Below are 14,064 nucleotides of genomic sequence, written 5' to 3' on the forward strand. Positions count from 1 at the left end.
ACCCTCAACGAAACCGCAGTCAGCATCGAGTGCCTCAGCGCCAAGCACAGTGATCAGGGACTCTTGAGGAGCCCGACGGAGTACCCCGCTGGCGAATCAGGCGCACTTCAGCGCTCTGGCACCATATTTGATCTACCGTCAGCAACGGTGCCAGCTAAAATTCTTCAGCGCTCCCTGCCCGGTCGACGAAGGACAGCCGCATGCCGCTCGAGGTCAACAAGCACGTCCAACGGATACGTAGTTACCAACCGTTCGATGGTGACACCTCAGAGATGATCTACGAGCGAGCAGACCGAACACAGTCGCTGTTCCGCGTCGCGACGCTGGACTACCTGCTGAGCGCCATAGAGGCACCGAACACAAAGACAATCGTCCTCACCGGGGACGCTGGGCATGGCAAGACGAGCCTGTGTGCCAGCCTCCTGCTTGAGCTGTGGGTCGATGGCGAGACGATCCCACAAGATGTCCGCAAAAAAGCAGTTTTCAACGAACTGACTGAGGCCGGCAACGCCAGCCGCCCCCTCGGCCGGACACGCAGCGGGCGCCCGCTGTACATCCTGAGGGATCTCAGCGAGCTTGATGCGCAGGCGGGTGCCCAAAAGCTCGTCGAACTACTCGATCCTCCGGACGAGGGCGTCGCGGTTATCTGCGCAAACGAGGGCCAGCTACGTGCATGCGTCGCCGAAGACGACAACCTCGACAACGGCGGCACAGGATGCGCCAAGATTCTGGTGAGGACCCTCACGGACGGCATCGCTCGTGGGCAGGTCAGCAGTCCCGATGGCACAGTCATTGTCGTCAACCTCAACTACCAGTCCGTAGCTGCCGAAGGCGGCAACGGTGGCTTCGTTCCTTGGGTACTAAGACAGTGGACGACCCCGCAATGGTCGCGGTGGAAGGCATGTGAGACCTGTGACGCACAGGATGTCTGCCCAATTCTGGCCAACCGGAACGAGCTGAATGATGCCGCCCACGGGCCCCAGCGCCGTGCTGCAATCCGCGACCTATTCGCTGCGGCCGAGCGCACCGGAGCCGTGGTCACAGCCCGACAAGCGCTGGCAGTGACCAGCTACATGCTTACCGGTGGTCTGTCTTGCGAGAGCGTCCATGCCAGGTACCAGCGGTCGCACTCAAGCAAACTGTGGCAGGCGCCCCACCTGTACCACCAAGCGCTCTTCGGCGACGCGTTGACCGAGCAGAAGCGTCATCGGGTGCCTGCTTTTTTCGCGCTGCGCAAGCTAGATCCGGGCAAGGTCTCCCGTCGTCAGGTCGACGACCGCCTTGACCCAGACACCGTCGGCCGCTTCCCTCCCGAGGATCCCAAGAGCTTCCTGCAAAAGGCCCGTACGATCCGGGATGCGCAGAAGCAGGCCGAACAGCTGCGGGGCTTGTACACGTTCCTGCGGCGGGCTGACTTCTTCAACAGCATCGACAACAAAGACCGGTTCGCCCGGCTGGGCCTGCAGGCTGGCGACGACTTCGTCAGTGTCCAGAACAAGAATGGGGACCCGGCAGACACCACAGTACGAGACCGCTTCCTCAAGGGCCTGGAAGCTGTCCAGGGTATCCACCGGGCTGGGAGCAACCCCGACTTCCTCGTACTTGACCCGGCCTTCTTCGCCCATCGCGCCCGCGCGGCGGTGATCTCCCGACGAGTTTCCAGCAAGGGCGTTGAGGTGGTCGACCAGGTCACCCAGTGGCAGAAAGAAGGACGCACGGGCGACACCCCAGGGATGCGGAACGCTGTTGAGTGGCTCAACCGCTCCATCTACATCCGTATCCCAGCCGTCGACTCCGACCAGGCCGCAGTCTCGGTCGAAGTGGATCTTTTGCGCTTCGAGTTGCTGACGCGGTGGGCCGCAGGTCTGCGTAGCGAGGTCCAGCACGAGGCCGAGATCCGTGGACTGAGCGGATCCCTGGCAGAGCTGGCTGACTCTTCGAACAAGGACGACGAGATCCAGGTACTGGTGGGCAATGTCATGAGAAAGCTCATGATCGACGTCGGCGACAAGATCAGGTCGGTGCGGGCGTAATGGCTGATCGCTCCAAGGCAGAGGTTGTCCGTCGTCTCTTCGGTGTGAATCTTGAACAGCAGGGCCGCGGCTTTTACGTCTCGCTTGAGATGCTCGCGATCGCCCGCGGCGTCTACTTGGCACATCAGAAGGACCCACAGAAGCACGCAGGACTGCTGGACGACGGAGACAGAGTCGCCTACACCAGGACCTCACACGACTTGGCTCGGCGGATCGCGACCAAAGCCTCCATCGCTGAAGGCGACGAGGAACTCGGTAAAGCGGTCGAGCTGGACTCCCCCGAGACACTGGAAACCCTCCATGCCCTGTTCTCGTCCCTGTTGGTCGAGATCCCGGGGCGTCGCAGTCAGCCCAGCTGGTTCGGGGCACACATCTATCCGTTCGTCGGCGAACTCATCCATTACGACGCAGTCGATCGACAGGTCAATCAACGCGGTGCCTCCCCCAAGAAGCGTGAACAGGCCCGCAAGCTAACTGCCAAGATCAAGGCTCCCAGCATCGAGCGCTATCTCTTCCGTGATGGTGGGGGCTGGGCCTACAAGGTCCTGCGCAGCGATCCTGATCCTGCCCGCAAGGCGGCTACGCGACGGGGACTGGACGACCTCGTTCGAGACAGCGGCACCCCGCTGGGCAACCTTGCCAAGGCCCTCAGCACCCACGACTTCGACTACGACGAAGAGCCCTACGAAGACGATTCAGAAAGAGACATTGACCTGTACGAAAACCTCAGCCCGTGGCCTGGCCTGCTGAGAAACGGGGCTCGTAACATCGTCGCCAGGACTACCACGCCCAGAGCCAAACGCACCGAGAGCCTCATGCACTGGGTCCCCTATTGCTTGGCCCGCCACCAGCTTCACCTCGCACGCAGAAAGCTGGGTTCTACCGATAGCGAGTCGATCCTGTTGGACTTCGGCAACGAGGCGACCCCGCTGCGCAGCGAGTCGCAGAAGAATCTCGCCAGCTTCCGCAACGACATCGGCAACGCGATCAACATCCAGGCCCGGGAAATGATCAGCGAAGCCGAAGGCGACGAGGCTAAGAAGGACCGCTACGAGCGATTCACCAAGGAGACGGACAGCGCAGTCGCATCGCCCCGAGCATTCTTCAGCGAGACCCTCGCCGCTGTGGGAGCCCTGAACGCAACGGTCGGGCGTCGACATTTCACTATGAAGCCCCCCATGCTTGAGGCACTGGCATCTGCCACTGTCCCGCAGGGCACGGAGATGGAGTTCGACCAGTTTTGTGCCCTGCTGTACAAGAATTATGGCCTAGTAACTGAGAACAAGGTCGCGTCTGAGAGCCCGCTGGCCCATGAGATCGACTCGTCAGTGCTTGCTCGCAACGGCAAGGCATTTCAAGGGAAGCTAGCCGCCATCGGCCTGCTCACTCAGTATTCAGACGCAACCAGCATGGTTCGAGGGGAGCCCCGGTGACCGACAGCAGCATCCGAGCGCTCGGCCGGTTCGTCGCCGATGAAGCACTGCGCAAGGTCACTGAATCCACCGGGGATCGTGTCCGCCTGCGTGTCAGCGGGTTCGATCAGCAAACCGTGGCCGAGGCCCTCCGTCACACGGCCCAGAGACTGTCGAAGTCTCCGGAACTTCAGGTTGTCGTCAAGGTCGGCACTTCAGAGCAGATAGACGGCGTACCTGATGAGTTCCTGCTGAATCGGGGGGACCAGCTGACCAAGTGGCGAAATTCCGTGCAGGGCACGGCGGTGTTGCTGTTCGAGTGGGGGCAGTCTCCAGATGAACAGGGCCTGGCGGCCATGAACGCCCTTGACGATGCCGCAATCCTGGGTGACTACCATGACACCTCCGGGGAGCACGGATTCGGCAGGTTCATGGCAGACGCATGGCGGGAGGCGGGTGGCAGCGGCACCGTTCCGACCCCTATGGCCGAATCTCTGCCCAACATCTGGCGTGCCGTCACCGATGAGGATTCCCGTTCCTTGCACCGCTGGGCAGCTTTCCTGGTCGAGACGGCGCAGAAGGTCGCAGCCACTCGGGTCCACACCCCTGATGTCGTCTGTGCCGAGATTTCTGCAGCCTTGCCCGCTCTTGGTCTCTTCCCGGACCGAAACCTCTTCGTCAAGCCTGCCGCGCTGCCTGCCCGGATCAAGAAGAACGTCTGCGTCAGTGCCTTCAAGCAGCCCAATGGCAAGGAAATTACCGCGGAAGACCTGATAGACCGCATCACCACGGCTGAGTTCACTGAGGAATCCCTAGCTCACATCGAAGCAGACTCAGAGGCTGTCAAAGCCCGCATGCGCAACCTTGTGCTCAACCTCAACCGCAGTGGGCCTGATCTGCAAGATCGTCGTCAGCTACGTTGTGGGCACGACCTGACCCTCTGGCTTGAGGTCTTCGAGCAGAAGTCCAAGAAAATCGGCCTTGGGCAGCAGGTACGACAAGAGATCGAGAAGAAGGCCGCAGACCGAGTCGACGACTTCGACGCCATGATGATCGAGGAGGGGCTTGACCGCGGAGACCAGGAATCCGCACAGCGCTTCCTTGACGAGTCTCCCATCGGTGGCACTGATGCGCTGGCCGACCTGCTGTCCAAGCGTTCGCGCCGCAAAGTTGAGAAGCTTGCCTTCCCGGACTCTCAGGTCGTCCAAGACCCACTGCGAGCTCTGCTGCGCGAGCTGACCTACTTCTCCGACGAAGAGGAAGGCACCGTCGTCGTCGGGCTTGAAGGCAACCAGGAAGCCGGGCGCTGGAGCCGCTGGTTGTTCGCTTTCCTGTACGCACGCACCCTGGGTGACATCCAAGACTCCACCGGGCTTCGCCTGACTCTGGAGGTGAAAGACTGCCTGTTGGACGTGACGAAGCCGATCGTGCCGGAGGCCGGCGAAACCCAAGAGCCATTCGACCTGAACACCGAGTGGGCACCTTTGCGCTTCCTGGTCGAGATGGACGGCGCCGCGCAGCGACGTTTTCGCTGGGACCCTCTGGGTATCCCCGGGCAGATAGCCCTGGCAGCCCTCATCGACAGCTGGCGAAACACCCCAGCCCATACCAGCGATCTGACCTTCGACACCTTCCTTGAGAAATTCAACGACCCTCGGCAATGGCAGGTCGACGAGCCTACATCTGTCCCTGAGTCTCATTTTGCAGGCGAGTTGGAGCGCCTCAAGCGGAAACACTTCGAACGGCTCTCCGAAGGGCTTGAGGCCGGGAACATCAACGATTACGTACGCGAGTGGGAAGGCATCCTCCGCCAAGCGCGCAGCGCCCTGGTTCCCAACAACGCTCCGGACGAAGACCTTAAGGCCGTCGTCCTGACCGACGTCGTCGGGCTGGCCGATCACCGCATGATGATGCTGGCCACCCACCCGCTGAAGCTGCGCTGGCTGGCGCGGAACTACACAGAGACCGCCCGCAGCATTGAGACAGCCCTGAATAAAGATGGAGGTCTGAGCCTCAACCAGGAGAACGAGGATCTCTTCTTCGACGCTATCGATCGCATCTCCCCACACGGAACACCGGCAGTCCTCGTCGGGCCGAACGGCACGGTCGCCATTCCGATGCGGGAATCGGCTGGACACGAAGAGTACGCACCAGTCCGCCATGGCGGCAACGAGTCTAAGGAATGGCTCTCCAGCGTCGACGAGACCGCGATCGATGAGATGGTCCGCGTCATCACTGACTACCTGACGACCTACCCCCACAAGCTTGACGGCCTCCGCGTACTGCTTCTGGACCGCAACGGCGATCCCGTCCTGCCAATGCGCGTGGCCAAGCAAGTACGGGCCAAGAACCCTCGTCTGAAGGTTGATCTGGTCGTGCTGGCCCCTCAGGCTACCCATCACGAGATCATCCAGGGTTTCGACCTGCATTTCTCCGGCGCGGAGATGTCCGAGGACAGCTTCCTGCCCGATGTTCAACTCATCCTGCAGGCATGGGAGCCCGAGCAGAAAGCAGACCTGTCTGGGCTGGAAGACACCGTAGACCTCGTCCTGGCTCCGGCACTGTTCGGCACCCAGACCAGCGTTAAGGAAAGCACCAAGAAGGAATCCTTGTCAGGCTTCTTCAACCCCTGGAAGCACCCGGCCTCACACAACTTGGCTCAGACCAGCGAGAATGTCGTGAGGGCGTTGTTGCCCGAAACCGCCGACGAGGCTCTTGAGTCTTGGTCCACCTTGTGCGTGCGCTATGACCGCCGTTCCCCGGTCTCCCGAGAGAGTGTCGACGGCATCGACTACTTCGAGATGCAGGTGCAGTTCGACCAGCATCAGGACTTGTTCGCCGATCTGCACCGCGTAGCCCACTGGGTCGTCACCCTCGACAGCTTCATCGGTCGTGAGCAGATCGATGCGCTGCGCAACCGCCCTGACGTCATTCTTGTCAAGCCGAATGTCGGCAAGAACGAGTCGTACACCCTCATTGTCAGCTCGCAGACCGGCCGGCAGTTCGTCGTCCAGCGACTGCGACGCCGCCTGGAGCAGATCGGTGTCGTCACCCCGCAGGACTCCGAAGGCACCGCCAAGCGGATCTACGAGGTCGGCCGCAACGTGGCTCCTGGCGCCGTGCTGCGCTCCCTTGGTATCGGCACCACGGTCAACGAAGTCGTGGGCCTGGTCGCCACACGGTTTGTCATCGACCAGCAGTTTCCCGTCTCTCGTCAGGGCACGAGCCTGGTCACCTGGATTAGCTTCGACGAGCACCATCGCTGGTTCGGCCGCGGACACAAAACACGGGCCGATCTGGGTCGGTTCGTACTGACCGTCCAGGACGACGGCACGGTTCGCCTGGATGTCCTAGTCGCCGAGTCCAAGTTCCGCCAGACCTTCGACGTCGGATCGGCTGAGGAACAGCTCAACCGCACCACCGACCTGTGCAAGGACGCTTTCCGCTCGGACGGCGAAGCTCGCCATGACCGTCCTTTCTGGCTGGACGAGCTTGCCGCCGCAATCGCTCAGACCAGTGGAAACGCCGTGGACTCGGCAGATCTTCCAGCTCGCACCCTGATCGGCAATGATGATCACCGTCAGGTTGAGGCGAAGGTCCTTGATGCCCTGCGCTCCGAGGAGGTCCAGCTCGGTCAAGTCATAGGCATTGCCGTGGCCGTCTCAGCCGAGGACGACCAGTCAGCACCCGCGGTTGGACGCCTCGGCAAGCACATTCTGGTGAGGCTGAACAAGCACGAACTGCTGAACCTCATCGGCGCTCTGCGCGCCAACCAGGACCCCACCAACGCCGATCCACTTGTTGCATCCGAGGACCACAGTGCGACCGCGGACGTCCCCAATACTGACGTCGAAGCCTCCTCAGCAGGAATTGCCGCCGAACTGCCTACTCCGGAAGAACCGGCGGCACCCGTCGAGGTTGTCGAAGCAAGTGCTCTAGCAGCCACGCCGAGCAAGGTAGTTGTGCATCCCCCTGCCGCAGAGGTAGATCCTGTCCCTCTGAAGGCTCATCGCGGTGGGCTCTCCGAGGAGGAGCTGAGGCTTCGATACAACAAAGTTGTCGACGTCTTCGCCCGCCACAAGGTCGTGGTGACCGCCCCGGAGGTGGGCAAGTGGCAGGAAGGACCCGGCTTCTACATCTTCCGGTTCATCCCCAATCCTGGGGTCACCGTGGACAAGCTGACCAATCGACGCGACGAGATCTTCCTGGCCCTGGCACTACCCTCCGGGTTCAGCATTCGTACCCGTAGCGACCGCGGCTCCGTGCTCTTCGAGATCCCCAAGGTCGACCGCGAGAAATACGGGGTCGACGCCAAGGGCCTATGGCGGCAGTGCCCGGCCGATCCTGAGAGCCTCATCGCTCCCCTTGGCGCCGACATCGAAGGCAACCCGGTTACCATCGACCTGTCCTCCGCGGACTCACCACACTTGCTGGTGGCCGGCACTACCGGATCAGGAAAGTCCGTCGCCCTGGACACAATCCTCAAGGGCTTGGTCCGGTACGACAAGAGCACCCTGCGACTCCGCCTCGTCGATCCCAAGGGCACCGAGCTTGTCGACTTCGAGGACGACCCTCACCTTGATGGCATGATCGGTATGGACGCCGCCGACGCCATTGAGATTCTTGAGGAAACTGTCGAAGAGATGACCGTGCGTTACAAGGATATGAAGGCGATCCGCACGCGCAAGCTCGTCGAGTACAACGCGAAGGTCAACAGAGCAGACCGAAAGCCCTGGATCGTCATCGTCCTGGACGAGTACGCCGACCTCACCAGCGATCCCGAAGAGAAGAAGAAAATTGAAGCGCTACTCAAGCGCCTCACGCAGAAGGCCCGCGCTGCCGGCATCCATGTCATCGCAGCCACGCAGCGCCCGAGCGCGGACGTTATCTCGACGACCATCCGCTCCAACTTCCCCGCCCAACTCGCCCTGCGGGTCAAGACCGCGACCGACAGCCGCATCATTCTGGACGAGACCGGAGCCGAAGCTTTGGCCGGACAGGGCGATGCCTTTCTGCACACGGCCAAGGGCACCATACGGCTGCAAGTGGCCCGCGACGGGAGCTGACCAGGCGGCTCCGCCATGGCTGACCGCTGCCGCCAGCGACGCGGCGGTCAGGAGGTCTTCCTCGGACGATTCGAGGCTTCGACCTCCTGCCGCCGGGCAGCCACTGCCTCAATGACAGTGGCGGCACACGCCTGTGGTTTGAGGTGCTCCCAGAAGCGGAGCACCAGCCAGCCAGCCTCCGCAAGGCGGTTGTCCGTGTCCCTATCTCGCTGGATGTTCCGGCTGATCTTGTCTTCCCAGTACGGCCGGTTCGTCTTGGGCATCACGAAGTGTTCTGGGCAGCCGTGCCAGAAGCAGCCATCGATGAAGACGGCCACCTTCACAGAGCGGAAGACCATGTCGGCCGTACGGCGCATCTTCGGGAGCGGCTTTGCAGCCACCCGGTAGCGCAGTCCAGCGGCGTGGACAAGCGAGCGGAGGAGCAGCTCGGGTGCGGTATCGCGATTCCGGTTGCCGAGCATGCTCCGCCGGTTCGCGGCCGACGACGCCCACGACCCCTCCGGCGGTTTCCACTGCTCAGCCGGTGCTTCTGGTTGTCTTTGCTCGCTCATATCTCCGGCAGCTTAGGGACGGCTCCCTCCGGGTCGTCCGGTCTAGCGAGGACCCTTTCCTGTCCGTTCAGCTCTATTCTCGGCGCTTCCCATGGTGGGGACGGGCAGCCGCAAGTCTCGCACTCACCGACTCCCCTGAGCCCGGCACGGGCAACCCAAGCGCTTCGCCGATCCGGCATTGGAGTAGTCCACGCTGGTGTCGTCGGCGAAGCCGATTCCCGCTGGGAGCCATCTGGGAGACGACCCGCTCCCGAAGACCTCTCCATACCACCCGGACCACCTACCTGACCTGCATAAACACAATCCCGGACAGGAAAGATCATTAACCGAACCCCGTTCGGGACGAAGGGGCCATGGCTTCAAGTTCAGCCACGCTGACTGGCTGGCAGAGAAGCGTTAGAAAGAGGGCAAATCCATGAGGGGCTTAATGGGGCCCTTGGAGCCGCTTGGAATCCGGAGAAACTGACCGCCCAAGGGACTGGCCTGCACGTAAGCTTGGGTGCCCGGCGTGACGCTGCCAGTGCGTAAGGGGAAGTAGTGGATCATCTCTTCGCCGTTGCAGGGCGGTCGGCAACACCGATCTCACCGACCGGCCTGGCTACTGAGGGGCTCCTCGAACGGCAGCACCTGCAGGAGTGGGTGATCGACAATCCGCAGGTCCTGGGTGAGTCGGTACTCGTGATCACGGCAGAGTTTGACCGGTGGGCCGATACGGACGGGGTGCCGGCGCGGGACCGGCTGGACGTCCTTGGGCTGGACGCCACCGGGCGCCTCGTGGTGGTCGAGCTGAAGCGGGGGACGGCCGACCGGGATGTACACCTCCAGGCGATCACCTACGCCGCCCTCGTGTCACGGTTCGACCTCGACACCCTGGCGCAAGCGCATCGCGACTTCCTGGCCGGCAGGGGCCAGGCTGTCGAAATCGACGCGTGTCGGCAGCGCCTTCTCGACCATGTGGACGGAGTCTGGAGTCCGGAACTGCTCCAGCGCCCCCGACAGGTGATCATCGCTGCGGACTTCCCCAAGCAGGTAACCCACACCGTGGTGTGGCTGTCGGAGATGAACCTCGACATCGACCTCGTCCAGGTGGGCTTGTGGAAGGTGGAAGGCCACCTCGTCGTTGGCTTCACCAAGGTCTATCCGACGCCGGAAGTAGAGGAGTTCACCCTCGCTCCGGCCAGGGTCGAAGCGAAGGCAGCCGCCAAGAAGCTAGAGGAGCGTTCCCGGGCCCGCAACGCCGCCCACGTCCTCGTCGCCGCCGGTCTGTTGCCGGACGGGACCAGACTTGGATTGACGCCGAGGCACGGCGCTCCGCAATCCATCCGCGAGGCCATCCTTGCCTGGGTGGGCGAGGATGACGGGCGCGCGACAGCCGTCTGGAACAACAACACCGCCAAACCTCTTACCTGGGGTGCCGACGGCATGCTGTACACGCCGACCGGACTCGCAAACCACATCTTCAAGACCGTGACCGGCCGGACGCCTGACGGGATTCAGGGAACGACCTGGTGGGATGTCGACACCAGCGATGTCCCGAACACGGTCGATCCCGATGAGTGGGCAGCGTTGGCAGGGGGCAGTCTCGCTGACCTGGCCAAGCAGCTCAGCGGCGCTCGCAAGGACTGGACGAGCCTCCACACCTTGCTGGGGGCCATTCCGTCCGGGCGGTGGACGACCTACGGCGACGTGGCGTCCGTCATCGGCAGCCACGCCGTTCCCGTCGGTACCCACCTGGCCACCTGCGGCCAGTGCCCCAACGCCTGGCGGGTCCTCACCACGTCCGGTCGCATCAGTGCAGGCTTCCGGTGGACCGATCCGACCCGCACGGACGCACCCGCGGATGTCCTGGCAGGCGAGGGTGTCCGATTCTCCGGTGGAGCTGCCGTTCCGGAAGCCCGCCTGTCGCTGGAGGCACTCCGGAATCTGATCGACGACTAACTGCGGTTCCTTCGAACACGGCCCGGGGAAGAACCGTGAACCGACTGGCTACGTCAGACGAAGGCTACTGATACGAGGGGGACATGAACCAGTTCGAACTACGCCGTGTGGAAGGGCAGCTCCGCGAAGCGCTGCAAGACACCGCCCTGAGTTGGGTGCTCGACGATGTCGACGCGGCAATCGCCGCGGGAGTACCGGAGGAGAAGATCCTCCGCCGGCGCCAACAGCGTCGCGGCGATGACCTCCCTGCGACGAGTCCGGCGGCAGCAGCGGCTCGATACGAGGTCGTGGACCGCAGCATGCTTGGCCTCGGAGAGTACGAGTCTTCACGCAAGGGAGGGACTCTGGTCATCGCCACGCGAGCCATGACGGATGAAGAGCGTGTCCAGCTCCTCCTGGATGCGGTGAGGCGAGTCCTCGTCGAACTGCCTGAAATGGAACTTGAGGTGTTGAAGACGCTCCGGACCGAGCCCGAGGGCGACGCCGGCAGCCGGAGCATCGCTGAGGCAGTCGTGTTCGAGCCGGACGAAAGCACTCGATCACGCCGTAGTCGAACGGAGTTCCGGGGAGATCGGACGCCGGCTGAACGACGTAACCACGTCAGCCAACTGCTGGCCGACGTGACGAGGGAGGTCGTCAGTTGAGCACGATCGACAGCCTGGTCAACGAGATCAAGAGCCTTTTGGCAGCAGGGGCGGTGTCGTACGACTCCGCTTCGAAGCCGTCCGACGTCTACGAGGGCTTCATCTTCTCCCTGATCGTCGCCACTGCGAGTCGGCATGGCGCCACAGTCACCTACGAAGACGTCTACGGGGCGAAGGCCAGCAGCCTTGTCTTCCGGACAGGGCCTGGTCATCTGTACAGCAACAGCCAGCCCTTCACCCACGCCGTGATCGAGTTCGACAGTGCTCCCGCCCTTGAGGTCCATCTCGGCGTGTACGTGACCGGTTCATCGGGAGTCCTGCACGAGTGCGACGTGCTGGTTCTGCCAGCCGAGGAAGCCGCCCTGAGCCGGGCGCAGGGCATCGCACCACGAGGCAGTCAGTGCGTCCTCATCGTCGAGTGCAAGTACTACGTCTCCAACCTCGGCATCGGTCTCGCGCGGAACTTCGAGGGGTTGCGCGCCGACATTCGCACCCAGAACGAGCTCTTCGTCTCCAACACCAGGTCATCGAGCATCGTGCGGTACCTCGATGCCCGAAAGAGAGGCTTCGAGCCGGACGTGGTACCCAACTCACCGCAGGCAGGCTATCTACAGGCGGAGATCAGGAAGACCTTCAAGAGCTACCTGAGCAAGCACGCACCCTCAACGGTGATCTGAGCCCGCTGGCCGATGCCGACGCAGCATGGGCAGATCATCCTGGACTTCCACCGTCGTGCTCCCCTCCCGACGCGGCAGTCGCCTCAAACGTGATCACAGAGAGAGCGGGGACACACCTGCCCACGGGCCGGTCAGCGGGCTCCCCATCCGAAACCGTGCTCTTCGGGCCCATACGGACTCCATCCCTTCAAGTACGGCTTCAGGTCATCTGGTGTCGGCTCCTTCGGCGTCGGCATCACAGGCAGTCGAGTCAACGGATCGGCTACCTGCGCATATTGGCGTGCCCAGGCCAGCCACTCTCGCGCCGAGGCGACTTCGGTGTCGTCGTCCGTTGCTTCCGCGAGCCGGCGTTCCAGGGCATCGCAGTACGTGCGCAACGCTATGGCCGACTGCCAGCTCCTGGCCTGCTCTTTCAGCATCTCCGCTAGCTGGTCTTGTTGGGCCTGTTCCTTCGCCTCCGCTATGGCGGCTTTCCACCGGACCTCACGTTCCGCCTTGGCCCGCTCCTCATCCACCTTGCGTTGTGCATCCTCGACAGCCCGGGTCTCGATCTCCTGAAGCACCGCGCCCAGGATGTCCTCCAGTACCCAGCGCTTGCGATCAGCCCAGCGTCGTTGTCGGTCCGACCTGCCGTAGCCCAGCTCGATCACGAGTCTCCCGGAGCGCTCCGGATCGGTGGACTGCGGGAACTCTTGCTGAATAGTGACGGTGTACGTGAAGCCGTCGACAAGCACGTCCAGTTCGCCATCGCGCCGCGAGTAGCCCGACGGGAAGTACTTTCCGTCATAGGAGTACGGGCGGCTGCGGTAGCGGTCAGCGACCGGACGATCCTTGGCCTTGTGTCCCCGTCGTACGACTTCGGCCGCCAGTCCCTGGAACAGCAACAGAGCTCGTCGACGAAGAGCGGATGGCATCGCCAGCCGCCCCTCGTCGTCCCGCAACGCTGCGACGACCGGATGCGGGGAGCGGAGCTGTGTGGGGACCTGAACTGGCGACGCGTTCTCCGGTGAATCCCTTCGCGAATTGGGATGCTGTCCTGTAACCAAAGAAATCTGCAGGTCACGGTTCCACATGCGCATCTTCTCGATGCGCTTGCCCGATGGGGTCAGGCCGTGCCGCTTTGCGTAGTCGACAACGCGCCGCCACTCCGTCACCTCGTCCTCGTCGGGTTCGGAAATCGTGACGCGCTCTTCGGCCACAAGACGTTCGACGAGCTGCCTCGCCTTCTCACGCCGTGCCCGAGCGATGGGCCTCGCGCTGTACGGCATGGGACTGCGCCGACCGCCTGCAGCTCGCGACCGGGCAGTCTTCGGTTTTCCAGGGCCGGATGCGCTTCCGGCGTCGCCATCGGCACGCTCAGGGTCATCCGGGTGGTGGCCGTGCTCAAGGTAGAAGCGCCCAGCCTCCGTGACTTGCACCTGAACGCCCCCGCTCCCCCGCTTGACGGTTGCCAAGCCTCGGTCGCGCAACGCATACAGAGAACGCCACTCACTGGCGCCCTGCGTATCGAGCTCCTCGCCACCTGCAAGTCGGTCGAGAAGTGCCTTCTGCCGCTCGTTCAAAGGGGACCAGCGATGCATGGATCCAGACCACAACTCGCACCGGTGTTTCGCAATGGCTCGAAAGAGTGACAGCGCCACCCGGGACGCCCGGGTCGTACGACGCGCAGCACCTTGCCGGTCATGTGGACGGAGGAGGCCGACGCGAATAGCTGGGTACCCGGGGGGCCAAGGAGCGCGTGAG

Annotated in this window: 8 protein-coding genes; 6 read left to right on the forward strand and 2 right to left on the reverse strand. The window is 62.9% G+C overall.

Annotated elements, in window-relative coordinates; all coding sequences use genetic code 11:
• Nucleotides 1-200: 200 nt before the first annotated feature.
• Genes ACGFZS_RS07220 through ACGFZS_RS07230 form a run of 3 tightly spaced genes read left to right on the forward strand, consistent with a single transcriptional unit; the run spans nt 201 to nt 8,511 of the window.
• Complete coding sequence (locus ACGFZS_RS07220) at nt 201-2,033, forward strand: hypothetical protein (protein ID WP_393794248.1); 1,833 nt, start codon at nt 201-203, stop codon at nt 2,031-2,033.
• Complete coding sequence (locus ACGFZS_RS07225) at nt 2,033-3,466, forward strand: hypothetical protein (protein ID WP_393794249.1); 1,434 nt, start codon at nt 2,033-2,035, stop codon at nt 3,464-3,466. The genes ACGFZS_RS07220 and ACGFZS_RS07225 overlap by 1 nt, the downstream gene beginning before the upstream one ends.
• Nucleotides 3,463-8,511 carry an FtsK/SpoIIIE domain-containing protein gene (locus ACGFZS_RS07230; protein ID WP_393794250.1) on the forward strand — a complete coding sequence of 1,683 codons (5,049 nt, stop codon included), beginning with the start codon at nt 3,463-3,465 and terminating at the stop codon, nt 8,509-8,511. The genes ACGFZS_RS07225 and ACGFZS_RS07230 overlap by 4 nt, the downstream gene beginning before the upstream one ends.
• Before the next feature lie 47 nt (nt 8,512-8,558).
• Here ACGFZS_RS07230 and ACGFZS_RS07235 read toward each other — a convergent pair whose 3' ends face one another.
• A complete protein-coding gene (locus tag ACGFZS_RS07235; protein ID WP_393794251.1) occupies nt 8,559-9,062 on the reverse strand; it encodes a very short patch repair endonuclease in 504 nt (167 codons plus the stop codon).
• Between the two features lie 537 nt (nt 9,063-9,599).
• On the opposite strand from ACGFZS_RS07235, the gene ACGFZS_RS07240 reads away from it, so the two are divergent.
• The 3 genes from ACGFZS_RS07240 (at nt 9,600) to ACGFZS_RS07250 (ending at nt 12,321) form a co-directional block, all read left to right on the forward strand.
• Nucleotides 9,600-11,000, forward strand: coding sequence for a DNA-binding protein (locus tag ACGFZS_RS07240; RefSeq protein WP_393794252.1), 1,401 nt, complete (start codon nt 9,600-9,602; stop codon nt 10,998-11,000).
• Between the two features lie 83 nt (nt 11,001-11,083).
• Entirely contained in the window at nt 11,084-11,644 is a 561-nt protein-coding gene (locus tag ACGFZS_RS07245; protein ID WP_393794253.1) for a hypothetical protein, read from the forward strand.
• Complete coding sequence (locus ACGFZS_RS07250) at nt 11,641-12,321, forward strand: hypothetical protein (protein WP_393794254.1); 681 nt, start codon at nt 11,641-11,643, stop codon at nt 12,319-12,321. Before ACGFZS_RS07245 ends, ACGFZS_RS07250 begins: the two co-directional genes overlap by 4 nt.
• A gap of 131 nt (nt 12,322-12,452) precedes the next feature.
• On the opposite strand, the gene ACGFZS_RS07255 is transcribed toward ACGFZS_RS07250, so the two are convergent.
• Nucleotides 12,453-13,901 (reverse strand): hypothetical protein, encoded by a 1,449-nt coding sequence (locus tag ACGFZS_RS07255; RefSeq protein WP_393794255.1) that lies wholly within the window; start codon nt 13,899-13,901, stop codon nt 12,453-12,455.
• Nucleotides 13,902-14,064 lie beyond the last annotated feature (163 nt).

Source organism: Streptomyces sp. NPDC048288 (assembly GCF_043201555.1).
GTDB lineage: Bacteria > Actinomycetota > Actinomycetes > Streptomycetales > Streptomycetaceae > Streptomyces.

What these genes read in the sequence shown, in the direction of transcription:
- ACGFZS_RS07255 (WP_393794255.1), bottom strand. Translation starts at nt 13,901, where the DNA reads ATGCATCGCTGGTCCCCTTTGAACGAGCGGCAGAAGGCACTTCTCGAC.
- ACGFZS_RS07220 (WP_393794248.1), top strand. Translation starts at nt 201, where the DNA reads ATGCCGCTCGAGGTCAACAAGCACGTCCAACGGATACGTAGTTACCAA.
- ACGFZS_RS07235 (WP_393794251.1), bottom strand. Translation starts at nt 9,062, where the DNA reads ATGAGCGAGCAAAGACAACCAGAAGCACCGGCTGAGCAGTGGAAACCG.
- ACGFZS_RS07225 (WP_393794249.1), top strand. Translation starts at nt 2,033, where the DNA reads ATGGCTGATCGCTCCAAGGCAGAGGTTGTCCGTCGTCTCTTCGGTGTG.
- ACGFZS_RS07245 (WP_393794253.1), top strand. Translation starts at nt 11,084, where the DNA reads ATGAACCAGTTCGAACTACGCCGTGTGGAAGGGCAGCTCCGCGAAGCG.